Origin of the sequence: Actinopolymorpha sp. B11F2 (assembly GCF_040195635.1) — a bacterium.
GTDB lineage: Bacteria > Actinomycetota > Actinomycetes > Propionibacteriales > Actinopolymorphaceae > Thermasporomyces.
Genome location: NZ_JBEFTX010000003.1, coordinates 343590 through 361714, shown reverse-complemented (window position 1 = coordinate 361714; position 18125 = coordinate 343590). Strand labels below are relative to the sequence as shown.

The window sequence follows — 18125 nt, the reverse complement described above, 5'->3', positions numbered from 1 at the left end:
TAGGGTGGGCGACGATGGAAGGCGTCGATCAGGTACGCACCCGCCCGGGCGGGCGGAGTGCCCAGGTCCGGGAGCGGGTCTTCGCGGCCGTGCGTGAGGCGCTGGAGCAGGGCGAGACCGCCGCGCTGTCCATCGACGAGCTGGCCCGCAGGTCCGGCATCCACCGGACGACGATCTACCGCAGGTGGCTGTCGACGGAGGGCCTCATCGCCGACCTGCTCATCGCGCTGACACCCGTGGAGACCCCGCTGCCTGACACCGGCGACCTCAGGCGCGACCTGGCACGCGTCGCCCGCCGGGTCGTCGCCACGCTCGAGGCGCCGATCTCGAAGACGATGCTTCCGCTGATCGCCGGCACCACCGACCCGCGCCTCGCCGAGGCGGCCGCGGGCTACTGGTCGAGCCTGTTCGCGCACACCGCCGAGATCGTCCGGCGGGCGCAGGAACGCGGACTCGCCACTCGCGAGGTCCGCCCGATCGACGCCGTCGAATCGCTGCTGGCGCCGATCTACCTCCGGGTCCTCGTCACCAGGCAGCCGACCTCCCGGGCGTTCATCGACAACCTCGTCACCCGCTCGGCCCGCATGCTCGCACCGGGTCCGGAGGAGAAGGCCTGACCATCGAAGCGGTACGCCGTCGATGGTGGCCGTGGAGGTGGGGATGTTTGACCCTTGCCAGGCAGGTCGCACCGCTCGGGATCGTCGACCGTTATGCGCGCACAACACCCGCGCAGCATCGGTGAAACCTTCGGTTGTTAGGAACCCGTGTGGAGACCTTCAGTGCGCATCGAACGGCCCAGTGCGCATCAGACAACTCGGCGGGCAATGAGGCGCACTGACGTTCGTTCGACCGATTCGCGTAAGGGAAGGACGTACATGCAGACAGCGGACAACGCCGACGAGGTGCGATAGGCACTCATCGACCAGCTGGGTCGGCGTGAGTTTCTCCGAGCGGCTGGAGCGGTTGGTGGACTGGGTGCCGCTGCCGCCGGATCGGCCATGCTCGGTGGCGGCGTGGCACATGCGGCGGCACCGGTCTCGGCCGCGATGCCGCAGGCGGCACCGACCGGCCCGCTGGGAGGGATTCTCCAACCCGGTAAGGGCCCGATTCTCGGGAAGCACTATGTCCCCGCGCGGCCGGACGAGGTGCGCTGGGGATATGTACCGGCCGTTGGCAGCGAACCCGTCCTTCGCATGCGGTCGGGTGAGACGGTGACCATCGATGCGGTGTCGCACGAGGGCATCCTGGAAGACCAGGGCCGCGACCCGGTCGAATACTTCGCCAGCCACGGCGTCAGTCGCGACAAGGTGCTCGACGACGTGGTCGCCATCGCGGCCGACTACTCGCGGACGACGCGTAACTTCGACGTAGATGGCCCACACGTGGTCACCGGGCCGGTCCATGTCGACGGCGCCGAGCCTGGCGACGTGCTCGAGGTGCAGATGCTGTCAATGCTGCCCCGGGTGCCCTACGGCGTGGTGTCGAGCCGGCACGGCAAGGGCGCCTTGCCTCGCCTGCCCGGGGGAGCGGTGCCGGCCGGCATCACGATGGACGAGATCATGCCGCCGGTCGAAACCGACGGCCGCGACACCGGAGACCCGACGCACTACGGCAACGTGTCGACGTTCACGCCCGTACGCAGCCAAGCCAAGGGAACCTTGACGGGTGTCCTGCCGGCGGGGCGTTCGGGCGAGGTGGTCTTCCCGCTGGATCCGTTCATGGGGATGATGGGCGTGGCCTTCGCGTCAGCCGACGCTCTCACCGCGCCGGAGCTCAACTCCATCCCGCCGACGCTCGGCGGCGGAAACATCGACATCAACCTGCTCGGCGTGGGTTCGCGGTTCTACCTGCCGGTGTTCGCCGAAGGCGCGCTCTTCTACATCGGTGACCCGCACATGGCGATGGGCAACGGTGAAGTCGCGTTGACGGCGATGGAAGGCTCGCTGCGCGGAACGTTCAGGCTGACGGTCCACAAGCCGGGCTCGCCGGACGTGCCGTCCGTTTCGTACACCTATCCGTTCGTCGAGACGCCGCAGGCGTGGGTGCCGGTCGGCCTGTCGGACCCGGACGGATCGCAGAACGGCCAGGTCAACGATCTCGACATCGCCATGCGGCGGGCGGTGGTCAACGCGCTCGACTTCCTCGAGCACGACCTGGGGATGGATCGGGCGGTGGCCTACGCCTACCTGTCGGCGGCGGCGAACTTCGAGATCTCCCAGGTCGTCGACCGGACTGTCGGGGTGCACGGCGTGATCCAGAAGGCGCACTTCATCGATCTCGACAGCTGATCGCGCTCCACGCGCGCCGCCGGACCTGGGCCCTCCACCTCATCAGAAATCGCACGACACCAGATCGGCGTCGTTTCCTCGCCTGCCGGCACGATCTCCTCGTTGTCCTGTTCCCCGGTCGCCACCGCGGGCATCATGGGGAGCGTGATGATCGGTCTGCCTGCGGGGATTGCGGCCTGCCTGTTCGACCTTGACGGGGTCCTGACCAATACGGCGAGCCTTCACCGACAGGCGTGGAAGCAGACATTCGACGCGTTTCTCACCCGGCGCGACGGTGCCGATTTCACGGCGTTCAGCGAACGCGACTATCTGCAGTACGTCGACGGCCGGCCGCGCGACGACGGCGTGCGGGGGTTTCTCCGTTCGCGTGGAATCCAGGTGCCGGAGGGCAGTCCGGACGATTCGCCGACGAGTGACACGGTGCATGGCATCGGCAGCCGGAAAGACACGCTGTTCCTGGCCATCGTCAAGGAGCGCGGCGTCACGGCCTATCCGGGGTCGGTGCGCTATCTGCACGCCGTCCACGACGCCGGGCTCTCGGTCGGGGTCGTCACGTCCTCGGCCAACGGCGAGCTGATCCTGGACACCGCCGGCCTGAGTCGGTTCGTCCAGGCCAGAATCGACGGCGTGGTGATCGCCGAACGTGGCCTGCGCGGCAAACCGGAGCCCGACTCCTATCTCGCCGGCGCCGAGGCGTTGGGCATGGCGCCCTCGCAGGCGGCGGTCTTCGAGGACGCCCTCGCAGGCGTTCAGGCCGGACGCGCGGGCAGCTTCGGGCTCGTGGTGGGAGTGGACCGCACCCACCACGCCGACGCGCTCCGGGCCCACGGTGCCGACCTGGTGGTGTCCGACCTCGCCGAGCTCCTCGCGGTGCACCGGTGAGCGCCCCTCCGCGCGGCTACGAGGTCTCGCCGTGGAAGCTGCGCTGGCGCACCCTCGACGTCAGCGCCCTGAAGCGCACCGAGTCCACCTTCGCGCTGTCCAACGGCCACATCGGGTTCCGGGGATCGCTCGAGGAGGGCGAACCGCGCGGGCTGCCCGGCACCTACCTGAACGGTTTCTTCGAACGCCGTCCGCTGCCGTACGCCGAAGCCGGCTACGGCTACCCGGAGGACGGCCAGACGGTGGTGAACGTCACCGACGGCAAGATCATCCGGCTGCTGGTGGAGGACGAACCACTGGACATGCGCTACGGCTCCGCGCCGTTCCACGCCCGGGAGCTGGACTTCCGTTCCGGCACACTCCGACGGCGTACGGACTGGGTGTCGCCCACCGGGCGGCAGGTGCGTATCCAGTGCGAGCGGCTGGTGTCGTTCACGCAACGGGCGGTCGCCGCCCTCCGCTACGAGGTCGAGCCGCTCGATGGCCGGATGCAGTTGGTCGTGCAGTCGGATCTGCTGGCGAACGAAGCGATCGAACCGGAGTCGGACGACCCTCGCGTCGCGGCAATTCTCCAGGCTCCACTGGTCGCAGACTTCGCGGCCGCCGTGGACTACAGCGCGGTGCTGTCCCACCACACCCGCCGGTCCGGGCTGCGGATGGCCGCCGGCATGGACCACGAGATCGAGACGCCGGACGGAGTACGCACGAAGATCGAGGCCGACGGTGACCTGGCCCGGCTCACGATGGCGGTCGAGGTGCCGGAGGGCCAGCGGTTCGCGTTCACGAAGTACGTCGCCTACGGCTGGTCGGCCCAGCGGTCGACCTCGGCCTTGTGTTCGCAGGTGGAGGCAGCCCTGGCCGGTGCGAGGCGGACGACCTGGCAGGGTCTTCTCGACGAGCAGCGGGCTTATCTGGACGACTTCTGGGCCTCCGCCGACGTGGAGATCGACGGGGACGCCGAGCTGCAGCAGGCGGTACGGTTCGCGTTGTTCCACGTCCTGCAGGCCGGGGCTCGTGGGGAGACCCGCGCGATCCCGGCGAAGGGGCTGACCGGGCCCGGCTACGACGGGCATGCGTTCTGGGACACCGAGTCGTTCGTCCTGCCCGTCCTCACCTACACCGTGCCGGCGGCGGCGCGAAGCGCGTTGATGTGGCGCTACGCCACCCTCGACAAGGCCCGGGCCCGGGCGGCCCAGCTCGGCCAGACGGGCGCGGCGTTCCCGTGGCGGTCGATCAACGGCGAGGAGTGCTCTGGCTACTGGCCGGCAGGCACGGCGGCGTTCCACGTCAACGCCGACATCGCCGACGCGACCGCCCGCTACCTCGCGGCCACGAAGGACGAGGAGTTCGAAGCCAACTACGGGCTGGAGCTGCTGGTGGCGACCGCTCGGCTGTGGATGTCGCTCGGCCACCACGATCCGCACGCGGGGTTCCGGATCGACGGCGTGACCGGCCCCGACGAGTACACCGCGGTCGTCGACAACAACGTCTTCACCAACCTGATGGCCCAGAAGAACCTCCGCGAGGCGGGCATCCGTTGCGAACGCCTCCCCCGGGTCGCCCGCGAGCTGGATGTCGACGAGGAGGAGATCGCCGCCTGGCTCGACGCAGCCGACCGGATGGTCATTCCCTACGACAAGACCCTCCAGGTGCATCCCCAAGCGGAGGACTTCACCAGCCACGCGCACTGGGACTTCGCCGGCACGCCGCCGGAGCACTACCCACTGCTGCTGCACTATCCGTACTTCGATCTCTATCGCAAACAGGTCGTCAAGCAGGCCGACCTGGTGCTCGCGATGCACCTGCGCGGTGACGCGTTCACGCCGGAGCAGAAGGCCCGCAACGTCGACTACTACGAAGCGTTGACGGTGCGGGACTCGTCCCTGTCGGCCAGCACCCAGGCCGTGCTCGCCGCCGAGGTGGGTCACCTCGATCTTGCCTACGACTATCTGGCCGAGGCGGCCCTCGCCGACCTGCACGACACGCAGCACGACGTCCACAACGGGCTGCACATCGCGTCGCTTGCCGGCGCGTGGATCGGGACGGTGGCGGGGTTCGGCGGCATGCGCGACCACGGCGGGAAGCTCACGTTCGCGCCGCGCCTGCCGCCGGAGCTGGCCGCCATCACGTTCCGGATGTGCTTCACCGGCAGCCAGATCCGGGTGGCGATCCATCCGGAGGAGGCGACGTACTCGCTGCTGGGCGGTCCGTCGATCGAGATCGGCCACCACGGCGAACCGCTCATCCTCACTCCGGACGCACCCGTCACACGACCCATCCCACCGACGCCGCGTCGCACTCCGCCCCAGCAACCTCCCGGGCGGGCGCCGTTCCGCCGCAAGCCGGTGCTACCGCGCTGACCGAGTAGCCCAGGTCACGTGCCTACTGATGCCATATGAGCCTGCGCGCTATGTGCTGGAGATCGAGACTGGCCAGAGTGTTGCCCGCTGCTGTGCGACACCATGTTCCTATCTCCGCATTGCATCTCGGACACCGCCGTGACAGGACGCGGGCCGTCGTCGCCAGGTCGGCGTCCGTGTAGCCGTGCTCGCTGAGGCCGCCATCCCAGATCCAATCGAGACGGCCAGAGTCGATGGGATCGACATGTTCGTCGTTCACCTCGCCATCACCATGACGCCAACAGCGACAAACATCAAGAACGCGATCGCCTTCCAGGCAACGAGACGCATCGGTGGTCTCCTCGAGAGCCATCGTGCGGCGACCACGTCGGATCCGCCGCACGTGTAGCTGATGGTTGCGACACGGCGACCAGGACACGCAGTGTGAACGACGAGCTCGACGTCGACCAACCGCTGCATCGCACAGCGCACGCTAGGAGCTGCCCTTGGTCCATACGACATCAGTTTCTCGAAGTTTCTCCTGACGCCCCTGGCTCATCCACGTGACGATCAATACCGTCAGCAGTGAAGGGGACGATCACGGGAGGAGCTGAGATGAAGATCAGGTTCTTGGGTTCAGACAGCCAGGTCGGTGGCTGTCCCGCCCTCTATGAGCTGGAGACCGGCGACATCGTGGTGCAGGGACAAACGCCTCACCGACACCGAGGCTCTTGCTGGTGTGCGGGATGTTCTGGACGGTGAGACATTTGTCGTCGTACCACGTGACCTGCTCAATCATCATTGGGCTCCGAAGGAGTAACGAGTGGGCAACCTGGTGAGCGGCGAGGCCTTTGTCGATCTGTTTCGCCGCTTTGAGCACACCGCATATCGCCTCGAGGTACGAACCTCCTACGGCAGCAGTGAGGAGGACGACGCCTTTCCGCGGTTTCTCGCGGGCGAAGACCCTGGGTTGGACTGGTTCGAGCCGTGGCTTGACCTCATGCGGGAGCAGACCGGCCATGGCAAGCGCGTCGAACGGGTCAGGCTGATAGACGACCCACCTTCGGACTACCTGCGATTCGAGCTGTGGGGAACACCGCACAATCTGGCCGCCGGTGAAGACATTCGCTATCTCGACAGGCGAAAGGCTCCCGAACTCGATCTTCCGGCCCATGACTATTGGCTTTTCGACTCACGCCTCGTGGCCCGGCTCGAATTCGGCCAGCAAGACCGCTTCCTCGGTGTCACTCTCGACGAGACCCCGTCGATCGTTGTGCGTCATTGCTATTGGCGTGATGCCGCATGGCACCACGCCGAGACCTTTGACCGCTACAGAGAGCGAACAACAACAATACGCACGTGAGCAACTACCAGACGGCACGAGAGGGCCTCGGCGCGCGCATGCGGGAGATGCGTGCCGAGGCCGGCTTGTCCGCACGCGAGGTCGCCGAACGCCTGGGCTGGCCCCGGTCGAAGGTCTCCAAACTCGAGCACGGCAAGCAAACTCCTCATGTGCGAGACCTTCGCGCTTGGGCTCACGCAATAGGACAAGCGGGAACCGAGGTCGAACTGGTGGCGCGTTTGCGGCACCTGGAGACGCACTATGCCTCATGGCGGCGTCAGGTTGCTGCTGGGCTTCGAGCGCGTCAACAGGCCTGGGCTGTGGATGAGCAAAACGCCAGGGAGCTTCGGATATTCGAAAGTGCTGTCATTCCTGGCCTCTTGCAGACGCCCGACTATGCCCGCCACATGTTCCAGCTCTACCACACGCTGTTGCGTACACCGATGAATATCGACGAGGGCGTTCGGGCACGCTTGGAGCGTCAGCAGGTCCTCTCCGATCCTGATCGGAATATCCGAATTCTCGTCTGGGAAGCCGCCCTTCACATGGTGATGTGTCCGATCGACGTAATGGTGGCGCAGCTCGATCGACTTGCTGGCGGGGTGGGAATCTCGAGGACGCCGTTAGGAATCGTGCCGCTGGGTGTTCCGCTCACGGCAGTTCCTGGACATTGCTTCTGGATCTTCGACGAGCGGCTCGTTCGCATCGAGACGACGGCTGCCGAGCTTCGACTGACCGAGACGTCTGAGATCGCGACCTACGTCGAAGCATGGCAGCGATTGGAGGGGGCGGCGGCCTTCGGTCCGGCCGCGCATCGCATCATCGCGAGGGCGCGAGTCGCACTCGACAACAGCAACGGCGAGTGAAGCACGCTGCACTGCCGAGACGGCTCTCTTCCGAACAAGGTCCTATGCGGCCGCCGGTCAGCCGGCGTGGGCGATGTTGACCTCGGCGGCGGAGATGTGGCCGTTGACTCCGTTGCGGGCCGTCAACCGGACGTATCGCGCCGACGTCGCCGACCACTCCGCCGTCTTCGTCGTCGCGTCCCCGGCCCAGGTGCCGTCGGCGACCGGAGTGAAGGTCTCACCGTCGGCGCTGACCGCGACCTCGTAGTCGGTGACCACGCCGTTGACGTTGCCGTCCTGCCGCGGCTGGTAGACCACGGCAGTCGTGTCGTACGTACCACCCAGATCGAGGGTCAGCGACTGCGGCGGCGGTGTGTACGGACTCCACGACTCGTGCCACATCGTGCCGCAGTTGCCGTCGATCGCGTTGCCTGCTTCGTATCCCGGCTGCTGGCTCGTCGCGGTCGCGGTCATCTGCGACTGTGGTACGAGGTGGGGATACGTCGGGTCGGGGTCGGTCGGCGGCTCCCCTTCGCCCAGCGGAATGAGTTCCGTCCTCGACACGTTGAGCTCTGCCACCGTCGGCGCCCGTGGACAGCCGTTGACGTCGGTTGCCTCCAACCTGACGTACCTCGCTCGCACCGGTTCGTCGAAGGGCGCTGTCTTGGTGGCGTAGGTCCCGGCCCAGTGCCCGCTCGCTGCGTTGGTGAACGACTTGCCGTCCTTGCTCGTCGTGACGGTGTAGCTGGTGATTCCCCCGGCGACCGGGGTGACGGCGGGCGTGTACGCCACACCTGCCACGGTCGTCGACTCCCCGAGGTCGAGGGTGATCGCCTGCGGCAGCGGCTCGACCGGCGACAACGCCGACCGCCACGTGGACCAGAGCCGGTCGTCGATCGCGTGCTCGGCCACGTAGTTGTGGCCGAAGTCGTTCGCCGTGTGTTCGCTGGTGGCCGTCGCGGTCATGTCTGTATGGCGTACGAACGAGGGCCGCGGACCCGTCGGCACCACCCGCAGGTTGTCGAACTGGGCCCGTTGCCACCCGCCCACCCGCAACCCCACCTGCCCCGTCGTGTGGTCCGCGTCCTCGACGGAAGCGAGCTCATCGCCGTCGAGCAGTGCCGTGACCTGCTCCCCGCGGAATCGCAACGCAAGCCGGTGCCAGGTTCCCGTGCCGACGGCCGCCACGGATCCCGAGGCCAGCGTCCGGTCGCGTCCCTGCAGGTCCTGGGTGAAGAGTCGCCACTCGCCGGTGTCCGCGACGCGCAGGTGGTAGCCGGCCGCGTTGTGCTGCTGGCTGTCGACGCGGCCGAGCAGTTCGACGTGCCCGGACGCATCGAGCAGCGCGTCGACGCCGACCTCGTAGTCGCCCCACCAGCGCGGGTCGCCGACGATCGTCGTGGGCGGCATGTTCGTGTTGTGCCAGGTGATCGGCTGCTGGGTGACCTGCTGCTCGTAGCACGTGCCGTCGCGCCCACCAGCGCACCGGGCCGCCTCGAACCCGCCGTGGACGTCGGCGACGTAGCGCGCCAGGCCGAGACTTCCGACGTGCTCGAAGTCCTCGGCATACGGCATCGGCAGCTGCGCTCCAGGATCCGCGGTCGCCGCCGCGGTGCCCTTCGCCTGGCCGGTCGTCGTCGAGAGCGTGACCACGTGGCCGGGTTCGACGGTCAGTTCGTACGCACCATCGGCCGCGTCAATGCTACCTTGACGTACGAAGTCGTCGGCGGTGCTCGGGGTCGAGAGGTTCGTCGACCACACGTGCACGGGACGGTCCGACAGCCCGCCGGTCACCTCGAACCGCAGCGTCTCGGCCTCACCGGAGTCGAGTGTCTCGATCACCACGCTGTAGTCGTCGGTGTCGGCCGACCGCAGCGCCACGTGGCTCGCACCTTCCGCGCTGTAGCCGCTCGCGCTGTCGAGATAGTGCCACCCGGGCTCGGTGAACTGTGTCGTGTGCGCGTCGACCCAGATGCTGGGGCCGACCTCGTAGAAGCCCGACCACGGGCGCTCGGCCAGCATCAGGCCGGTCCCGCCGATTGGGAAGTTGTCGTACCACGCGGAGATCAACGCCCAGTTGAGGTTTCCGGTGACCTCGGCATCGATGTAGTGCCGGTTCATCGCCCGGGCGAGCGGTTCCGCGCCGACGTCGTAGTCCTGGGTGCTGTTCTCGCTGTCCCACAAGGGCTTCTCGAGCGCGCGGGCCGCGTCGCTGACGTGACACCGGCGCTGGAGCGTCCGCCACCCACACACGTCGTGCTCGCCCAGGATGTCGACGGCGGCGTTCAACTCGGGGTCAGCGGCGATCTCCGGCGCGGCGAACCAGTAGTCTGGCGGGTTGTGGTTGTCGGTGGCGGCGATCTTGATGTCACCGAAACCCTTCTCGGCAAGGGCTTCTGCAAGTCGTACGTAGACGTCGCGTTTGAAGCCGCTCTCGTTGGCGCCGCCGAGGTAGTCGATCGTGAGGCCGTTCTCCCGTGCGCACTCCACCCATGCGACGAGGTAGTCGACTCGGTCCGGCGACCAGTAACCTCCGTCGAACCAGCCGGGCGCCCCCCATGGCAGGCCGTAGAACTTGATGTCGGGATTGCGTTTCGCGGCCTCCCGCATCAGCCACCATTCGTAGCCGCGGGTGCAGTCCACCTCGTCGGCCGTCCGCATGTGACTGGCCTCGGCGCCCACGGTGGCATCGACGTCACCGCCGATCTCGACCTTGAGGAGGTCGAGGGCGGCTCCGTAGTTGGGTGTGAAGAGGTAGTCGAGGATCTCGTCCCGTTCCTTCTTCGGGTAGTCGATCAGCAGGCGCGACGATCCGCCTGCACTGACCCCACCCACACCGTCGAAGGGCCGACCGAGATCCTCACCGTCGAGGCTGATGGTCTGCGGCCCGGTGGCGTTCGCCGACCGTGCGGCAGATGCGGCGCCAACCCCTGCCGACACGCCTGTCAGGGGCATGGAGAGCGCGGCGACCGCCAGCGAGACGACTCCGACGACCAACCGTAGCGACTGGACCCGCGACGTGAGGCTCACAGCTCTGCGTCCTTGATGTTGTGGTAGACAAGGCGTTTCGTCGTCCCGTCGAAGGCGAGTGCACCCATCTCCGAGATCCCGTTGTATTCCTGGTTGTAGCCGGCACGGGTCTTGTAGTCCTTCAGTACCCAGAAGAAGTAGCCTGCGACGTAGTCCTTACGTTCCGCCACCTGTGCCCAGTGCGAGCGGAAGTTCATCGCCTGCCATTCCTCGGTGCCGACCTCGGTCTCCGGGCCGTGGTGGCCGAAGAACGACCACGAACCGTTCTCGGTGATCATGATCGGCTTGTCGGGATACCTCGCGTGTACGGCGTCGATCGCGGGACCGAGGTCCTCGTTCTTGCCGTAGAAGTAGCCGAAGTACTCGTTGAAGCCCACGATGTCGGCGATGTCGAACGCCGGGTCGTTGGTGGTGTGCGAAGCCCACGTGACGGGGCGCGCCGTGAGGTCGACAGCCTTGACCGCCGCCTTCATGTCGGCGAGCCAGGCGCGGTAGATCGGCGCGCCGTTGCCGTCGATCTCGGACTCGTTCTGCAGGCACCAGCAGACGACCGACGGGTGGTTGTGGTTGTTCCACGCCATCGTGAGGGCCATCGCGCGGGACAGTCCGTACTGCTCGGTCTGCAGCTTCTCCTGCGCGGCGTTGACCCACATGTTGTCGATGTCGTCCATGACGTAGACGCCGTGCGCGTCGGCCCAGTCGTACGCGTAGGGGTGGCGCGTGTAGACCGTGTTGCGGACCGCGTTGGAGTTCGTGGCGACGACGTGGCCGAGCTCGCGGTCGTAGTCGGTGCGGGTCATCGCCCGCCCGTGCGCCCCTGTCTCCTCGTGCCAGTTGAGCGCCTTGAGGAACGCCGGTTCGCCGTTGACGAGGAGCTTGGCGTCGCTGACCTCGACCGCCCGCATGCCGTAACGATCGCTCAGCTGGTCGACCACAACCGTGCCCTCCCCCGCGAGGAGTCTGGCCGTCGCGGTCAGGACGACCGGACGCTCCGGACTCCAGGCGGTTGCGTCGGGGACGGCGGCCTGGATCCGCGCGACGGCGACTCCGCCGGCCGGCGCGCTCACCGGCACGGTCATTGGCTTCGCGCCGGTCCCCTTACCTGCGTCGAGGACGACCCGGCCGGTGAACGCCTCGTCGCGTCGGTTCTCGACCACCGCACGGACCTCCAGCTCGCCGTCAGCGGCCGCGAGGAGGACCTTCGCGACGGTGACGGCTGGCACCGCCTCCAGCCAGACCGAGCGGGTGATCCCGGCGTACGGCCAGTAGTCGACCGGCTTCCAGGGGATGGCGTACGGGTCGGTGATCGAAGGGCTGGGCTGGGTGTAGTCCTCCCACGAGGCGAGCCGGTGCACCCGGACCGCGATGACGTTGACCCGGCCCGGGCGGAGGGCGTCACCTGTCGGCAGCGCGAACGGGGCGTACCCGCCTTCATGCGCGCCGAGGTGCTGGCCGTTGAGCCAGACGTCGGCGCGGTAGTTGACGGCGAGGAACGCGAGCCGGACGTGGCGTGCCGCCCAGTCGCCCGGGACCGAGATCGAGGTGCGGTACCACGCGTAGCCGTCGGCGAAGGCCGTGCCCTCGCCGAACCGGCTGCCGTCGTACCCGCCGAAGCCCGGCGTGTCCTTGAGATCCCACGCCGACGGGACGGCGATCGAGTCCCAGCCGGAGTCGTCGTGGCCGGCGCCCTGCCACCCGTCGCTCTCGCCGACGCCGTCCGGGTCGAAGCGGAACCGCCATGTGCGGTCGAGGTCGCGGTAGCTCCTGGTGGGTTCGTGCGTACGCCAGCCGTCGAACGCCGGGACGACCGCGTCGTACTGGAAGACCACCCCGGTGCCGGCGATGGTACGCAGCTCGGTACCCGCCGGCTCCCTGTCACCGTGTGGCGGCGGTTGGTTACCGGACGCCGCTGCCGCAGCCGCGTCAAGGGCGGGAGCGGCGGCCGCCGGCGTGGCGCCTGCCACCATGGAGGCCGCGATCGGGGTCAACGCGGCGGCTTGAAGCATGGAACGTCGGCGGATCGGACGCATGACGGGCCTCCTGCGGGCGGGCGCGTGGCGGGGGCGGGCCTCGGCGAGCGGAGCTCGCTGGGGGCTGGCACCAACGCTTTCGTCGATGTTGCGCCGTGAGCATGGTCAACCCGACCGGGCTTGTCAAGATGTAGTCATAATTAATGTCTTGTTCTAGGCTGGCCCCCACACCACAGAAGTGCACGACAGAACCAACGCTCACAAGGGAGAACCGTGGCCGTCTACTCGCGCCGAGGCCTGCACGGGCAGACCGTGCGGGAGATGGCGCGTCGCATCTTGTCGGGGGAGCTCGCCGAAGGGGAGACGATCGATCTCGCCGCCCTGGAGACCGAGCTCGAGGTGAGCCGTACGGTCCTGCGCGAAGCTCTGAAAGTGCTCGCCGCCAAGGGGCTGGTGGACGCGCGGCAGAAGCGCGGCACGTTCGTTCGTCCCCGCTCGGACTGGAACCTGCTCGACGGCGACATGATCCGCTGGCAGTACGCCGACCGGGGCGATGACTCGTTCCTCGACAACCTGCACGAGGTACGCGAGGTGGTGGAGCCGGCGGGTGCCCGGCTCGCGGCGATCCGCCGTACCGAGGACGACCTCGCCGCACTGGACGCGGCACTGGACGAGATGGCCGCGGCCGTCGGCGTCCCGGCGGAGGAGGTACGCGCCGACCTCACGTTCCACCGGGCACTGCTCACCGCCACCCACAACGAGCTCCTGCTCCGGATGGAGGTCGTCATCGAGGCCGGGCTCGCCACCCGCGACGAGCTGGTCCACGAGGCCAAACCCGCCGACGACCCTGTGCCGGCGCACCGTGCCGTCGCCGAGGCGGTCCGAGACGGCGATCCCGACGCCGCGGAGAAGGCCGTCCGGGCCCTGCTGGAGAAGGCCCGCCAGGACCTCGACTCCACCCGACACGGGGGCCAGCGGGCAGGCAAGCGTACGGCCAAGCGTGCAACCAAGCGGGCACGGCGCCGGAACGTAGGCGACGGGGGTGCCGGGTGAGGATCACCGCCCTGCGTACCTATCCCGTCCCGCCTCGGTGGCTCTTCCTCCGCATCGACACCGACGAAGGCGTCACCGGGTGGGGCGAACCGGTGGTCGAGGGCAGGGCGCGCACCGTCGCGACCGCCGTCGAGGAACTCGCCGAATACCTCGTCGGCAAGGACCCGCTGCGCATCGAGGACCACTGGCAGGTGCTCACGAAGGGTGCCTTCTACCGCGGCGGTGTGGTCCTCTCCAGCGCGGTCGCCGGCATCGACCAGGCCCTGTGGGACATCGCCGGCAAAGTGCACGGCGTACCCGTCCACGCCCTGCTCGGCGGACCTGTGCGCGACCGCGTCCGGGTTTACGGCTGGATCGGTGGCGACGAACCCACCAGTCTCGCCGAGGCCGCGAAGCGCCGCCTCGACGACGGCATGACAGCGGTCAAGATGAACGCCTCGGCCCAGCTGCGGCTCATCGACACCGCTGCCGAGGTCCAGGCGATCGTCGAGCGGGTCGCGACCGTCCGCGAGACCGTCGGTCCCGAGGTCGATATCGCGGTGGACTTCCATGGTCGGTTGACGGTGCCCATGTCGCGGCGAGTGCTTCCGCTGCTGGAGCCGTACCTCCCGATGTTCGTCGAGGAACCGGTCGTGCCGGAGGTGAGCGACCGGATCGGCGAGGTGGCCGCGGCAACGAGCGTGCCGATCGCCACCGGCGAACGGCTGTACTCCCGCTGGGACTTCCGGCCAGTCCTCGGATCTGGCGTCGCCGTCATCCAACCCGACCTCTCCCACGCCGGCGGCATTTCCGAAGTACGCCGGATCGCCGCGATGGCGGAGGCCTACGACGTCGCCGTCGCGCCGCACTGCCCGCTCGGGCCGATCGCCCTGGCGGCCAGCCTGCAGATCGGCTTCGCGACACCGAACTACCTGATCCAGGAGCAGAGCATCGGCCTGCACTACGGGGAAGGCTTCGACCTGCTCGACTACCTCGTCGACCGTTCCGTGCTGACCCACCGGGACGGTTTCATCGTCCGGCTCGACAGACCCGGGCTCGGCATCGAGATCGACGAGCGGACCGTTGAGCGTGCGACACGACACGCGACCGACTGGCGGACTCCGATCTGGCGCCGCGACGACGGTTCGCTCGCGGAATGGTGACCCCTTTCCCCTCAATACCACCCATACACGAGCCAGGCAGACATGCTTCACACACAAAGGAGTGGCACCATGCGGAAACGGCCAGTGGACAGGATGTCGGGAGCCGCGCACGGGCTCAGCCGGCGACGCTTCCTGTCGGCGAGCGCCGGCATCGGGGCGGGGGCGTTGATGCTGGGGGCGTGCGGCGGAGGCAGCGAACAGGCGGGCGAGGTCGGCGGTGAGATCACCGTGTGGACCTGGCCCGACAACGACAAGACGTTCGAGAAGACCATCCCGATCTTCGAGAAGAAGAACCCGGGAACGAAGGTCAAGGTGCAGGCGTTCGCCTCGGACCAGTACGACAGCAAGCTCCTCGCCACGCTGGTGTCCGGCACCGGTCCCGACGTCGCCATGGTGGAGATCACCAACGTCGCGAAATACAAGGGAAAGCCGGGCTTCGTCAACCTCGCCGAGGGTCCGTACAACGCGACGAAGAGCGCCGGCGACTACGCGAACTTCTCCTGGGACTACGTGTTCGACAAGGAGGAGGACCGGGCCTTCGTCCTGCCGAAGAACACCGGCCCGGGCGGGCTCTTCTACCGCCGCGACGTGCTGGAGAAGGCCGGCCTGCCGACCGAGCCCGACGACGTGAACGACGCGTTCAAGACCTGGGACGACTATCTCGCCGAGGGCAAGGCGCTGGCCGTCAAGGACGAACGCTGGCTGATCGACACGCCGATGTCGATCGTGGGAGCGATCCGCGCCCAGGCCGGTGTCTCGATGTTCGACGAGTCCGGTGCGTCCCAGCTGACCTCGGACGTCATGGTGGCCGCGGTCGACTACGCCAAGCAGGCCTACGATGCGGGGCTGGTCGCGCCGTTCGAGCAGTGGAGCCAGGAATGGGGAGCCGCGATCAAGAACGGCACAGTCGCGACGTTCCTCATCGGCAACTGGTTCGGCGGGCTCGTCAAGAGTGTCTACGCGCCGGAGTCGACAGGCTCGTGGGGCGTGACGCTCGCACCGGAGTACGACGGCAATGCCGCGTTCAACTCCGGCGGCGACTTCATCGGCATCCTCGAAACCAGTGAGAACAAGGCGACCGCGTGGGAGTTCGTCAAGTTCGTCACCCAGGACCCCGACAGCCTGCGCACGATGTACCGCGAGAACGACCTCTACCCCGCCTGGACGCCAGCCCTGGAAGAAGACTGGATGAACGAGCCCGACGACTTCTATGCCGGGCAGAACGTCAACGAGGTCTTCGCGCAGGTGTCGGAGTCGATGGAGACGCCGATCACCCATCCCGACGACCAGGCGGCACAGGACGCGCTGACCGACGCGGTCACCGATGTCATGAAGGGCAAGGCCAAAGCCGACGATGCACTGCGCGACGCGAAGCGTCGGGTCGAGAACCGGTCAGGTTGAGAGTCGCGATGCCAGCTGACAGCCAGACAGCCACACTCCCCCGAGCCAGCGGACCACCGTCTCGAGCCCCCGACCGGCGTGGCGGCCGAGGGCTGCGGCGGAGGGTGGGCGCGAACCGCGCGTTCTATCTCTGCATCGCGCCGTTCTTCGTCCTCTTCGCGATCTTCGGCGCGTTTCCGATCCTCGCCTCACTGGTGATCAGCTTCGTGCGCTGGGACGGGCTGAGCACACCGGAGTTCGTCTGGCTGCAGAACTACGCCATCCTCTTCCAGGACCCGGTGTTCCGGAAGGCGATCGTCAACACGGTCTACATCTGGATCGGTTCGACGGTCGTGACGATGGGCCTGGCATTCTTCCTTGCCTACCTCATCAACGAGTACGTCCTGGTGGGCAAGGGATTCTTCCGGGTCGTGTTCCTGTTTCCGCTGCTCGTCGCTCCGGCCGTGACGGGCATCATCGCGAGCGTGATGTTCTCCTCGCACGCCGGCGTCGTCAACGCAGCACTCAGCGCGCTCACCGGCGACCGGGTCACCTTCGAGTGGCTGCAGTCGACCGGATGGATCAAGCCGCTCATCATCCTGCTCATCGCGTGGCGGTGGACCGGCTGGCATCTGATCATCTTCCTGGCCGGGCTGCAGGCGATTCCGCGCGATCTCTACAGCGCCGCGCGGGTCGACGGTGCCGGCGAGAGCCAACTGTTCTTCCGGATCACGCTGCCGCTGATGATTCCGTTCGTGCTCTACAGCGCGATCTCGTCGACCGTCGGCGCCTTCCAACTCTTCGACGAGCCGTACGTCCTCACCGGTGGTACGTACGGAACCGCGAACTCCGCGCAGGTGATGGGCACGTACCTCTACCAGGCGGCGTTCCAGGAGTTCAAGTTCGGGCTGGCATCGGCCACGTCGTACGTCATCTTCGCCCTCATCCTGGTGTTCTCCGCCATCAACGCCCGCATGTTGCGGCGACAGGTCTGAAGGGAGGGAGAGCACTCGTGAACGATGTCGGCCACCGGACACCACGGGTCGTGATTACCGTCGCGGTCGCCATGACCACCCTGCTCTTCGTGTTTCCGCTGTACTGGATGGGAGTTCTCGCCACCCGGAGGACCTCGGAGGTCTTCCAGTTTCCTCCGCCGCTCCTGCCCGGCACGGCACTGATCGACAACTTCGGCCGGCTGCAAGCCAGCCTTGACATCGTGCGGGCACTGGGCAACACGGCCTACGTCTCGGTGGCGCACACCGTGCTGGTCCTGCTCGTGAGTTCCCTTGCCGGCTACGGGTTCTCCCGCTTCCGGGAGGCACCGGGGCACCGGGTGCTGTATGGCTCGGTCCTCCTCACCCTCTTCATCCCACCTGCAGCTGGGCTCATCCCGTGGTTCGTGGAGATGAAGGAGTTCGGCTGGATCAACACGTACTGGCCGCTCATCCTCACCGGAGCCGCCACCGGCTTCGGCGTCTTCTGGATGCGGCAGGTCGTCGACAGCACCGTGCCGGCCGATCTCTACGACGCGGCACGGATGGACGGCGCCGGCGACCTGTGGATCTACTGGCGGGTGGTGCTGCCGATCATCCGGCCCGGGCTCGCCGCCCTTGCCGTGTGGAGTTTCATGATGAGCTGGAACAACTTCCTGATGCCGCTCATCATTCTCAACGACTCGGAGAAGTTCACGTTGCCGCTGGCGCTGACCCAGCTCAACACCGCCGCCGGAGGTGCCGACGTAGCCGCCGTGATGCTCGGCACGACGATCGGCGTACTTCCGGTGTTCGTCGCGTTCGCGTTCGCCACCAAGCAGTTCATCGCCGGCCTCACAGCCGGAACCGTGAAGTGAGGAAG

The 18125-nt window shown here is 67.5% G+C and carries 14 protein-coding genes; 11 read left to right on the top strand and 3 right to left on the bottom strand.

Annotated elements, in window-relative coordinates; genetic code table 11:
• The first annotated feature begins 14 nt into the window (after positions 1 to 14).
• The 4 genes from ABN034_RS08105 to ABN034_RS08090 all read left to right on the top strand — a co-directional run bounded on the left by ABN034_RS08105 (position 15) and on the right by ABN034_RS08090 (position 5530).
• Positions 15 to 617 (top strand): TetR/AcrR family transcriptional regulator, encoded by a 603-nt coding sequence (locus ABN034_RS08105; protein ID WP_349690368.1) that lies wholly within the window; start codon positions 15 to 17, stop codon positions 615 to 617.
• A gap of 381 nt (positions 618 to 998) precedes the next feature.
• Positions 999 to 2288, top strand: coding sequence for an acetamidase/formamidase family protein (locus ABN034_RS08100; RefSeq protein WP_349690367.1), 1290 nt, complete (start codon positions 999 to 1001; stop codon positions 2286 to 2288).
• Positions 2289 to 2390: 102 nt separating this feature from the next.
• On the top strand, positions 2391 to 3170 hold the full coding sequence (locus ABN034_RS08095; protein WP_349690366.1) for an HAD family hydrolase: 780 nt from the start codon (positions 2391 to 2393) through the stop codon (positions 3168 to 3170).
• Entirely contained in the window at positions 3167 to 5530 is a 2364-nt protein-coding gene (locus ABN034_RS08090) for a glycoside hydrolase family 65 protein (protein ID WP_349690365.1), read from the top strand. The genes ABN034_RS08095 and ABN034_RS08090 overlap by 4 nt, the downstream gene beginning before the upstream one ends.
• A 22-nt stretch (positions 5531 to 5552) precedes the next feature.
• On the opposite strand, the gene ABN034_RS34305 is transcribed toward ABN034_RS08090, so the two are convergent.
• A complete protein-coding gene (locus ABN034_RS34305) occupies positions 5553 to 5882 on the bottom strand; it encodes a zinc finger domain-containing protein (protein WP_502878985.1) in 330 nt (109 codons plus the stop codon).
• Positions 5883 to 6332: 450 nt separating this feature from the next.
• Between ABN034_RS34305 and ABN034_RS08085 the strand changes: the two genes are divergently transcribed.
• Both ABN034_RS08085 and ABN034_RS08080 read left to right on the top strand, forming a co-directional pair.
• Positions 6333 to 6872 carry a DUF6879 family protein gene (locus tag ABN034_RS08085; protein WP_349690364.1) on the top strand — a complete coding sequence of 180 codons (540 nt, stop codon included), beginning with the start codon at positions 6333 to 6335 and terminating at the stop codon, positions 6870 to 6872.
• The gene (locus tag ABN034_RS08080) at positions 6869 to 7717 is read left to right on the top strand and encodes a helix-turn-helix domain-containing protein (RefSeq protein WP_349690363.1); all 849 of its coding nucleotides are present in this window, start codon (positions 6869 to 6871) and stop codon (positions 7715 to 7717) included. Before ABN034_RS08085 ends, ABN034_RS08080 begins: the two co-directional genes overlap by 4 nt.
• 57 nt (positions 7718 to 7774) lie before the next feature.
• On the opposite strand, the gene ABN034_RS08075 is transcribed toward ABN034_RS08080, so the two are convergent.
• Positions 7775 to 10726, bottom strand: a complete 2952-nt coding sequence (locus tag ABN034_RS08075) for a discoidin domain-containing protein (protein ID WP_349690362.1) — start codon at positions 10724 to 10726, stop codon at positions 7775 to 7777.
• Positions 10723 to 12756, bottom strand: coding sequence for a glycoside hydrolase family 2 protein (locus ABN034_RS08070; RefSeq protein ID WP_349690361.1), 2034 nt, complete (start codon positions 12754 to 12756; stop codon positions 10723 to 10725). Before ABN034_RS08070 ends, ABN034_RS08075 begins: the two co-directional genes overlap by 4 nt.
• 213 nt (positions 12757 to 12969) lie before the next feature.
• Here ABN034_RS08070 and ABN034_RS08065 point away from each other — a divergent pair, with 213 nt between their 5' ends.
• The 5 genes from ABN034_RS08065 (at position 12970) to ABN034_RS08045 (ending at position 18120) form a co-directional block, all read left to right on the top strand.
• Positions 12970 to 13749 carry a FadR/GntR family transcriptional regulator gene (locus tag ABN034_RS08065; protein WP_349690360.1) on the top strand — a complete coding sequence of 260 codons (780 nt, stop codon included), beginning with the start codon at positions 12970 to 12972 and terminating at the stop codon, positions 13747 to 13749.
• Positions 13746 to 14891 (top strand): galactonate dehydratase, encoded by a 1146-nt coding sequence (gene dgoD / locus ABN034_RS08060; protein ID WP_349690359.1) that lies wholly within the window; start codon positions 13746 to 13748, stop codon positions 14889 to 14891. The genes ABN034_RS08065 and dgoD overlap by 4 nt, the downstream gene beginning before the upstream one ends.
• Before the next feature lie 69 nt (positions 14892 to 14960).
• Positions 14961 to 16292: an ABC transporter substrate-binding protein gene (locus ABN034_RS08055; RefSeq protein ID WP_349690358.1), complete on the top strand. Its 1332-nt coding sequence runs from the start codon at positions 14961 to 14963 to the stop codon at positions 16290 to 16292.
• Between the two features lie 104 nt (positions 16293 to 16396).
• Complete coding sequence (locus ABN034_RS08050) at positions 16397 to 17266, top strand: carbohydrate ABC transporter permease (RefSeq protein ID WP_349690357.1); 870 nt, start codon at positions 16397 to 16399, stop codon at positions 17264 to 17266.
• A gap of 17 nt (positions 17267 to 17283) precedes the next feature.
• Positions 17284 to 18120 (top strand): carbohydrate ABC transporter permease, encoded by an 837-nt coding sequence (locus ABN034_RS08045; RefSeq protein WP_349690356.1) that lies wholly within the window; start codon positions 17284 to 17286, stop codon positions 18118 to 18120.
• Positions 18121 to 18125 lie beyond the last annotated feature (5 nt).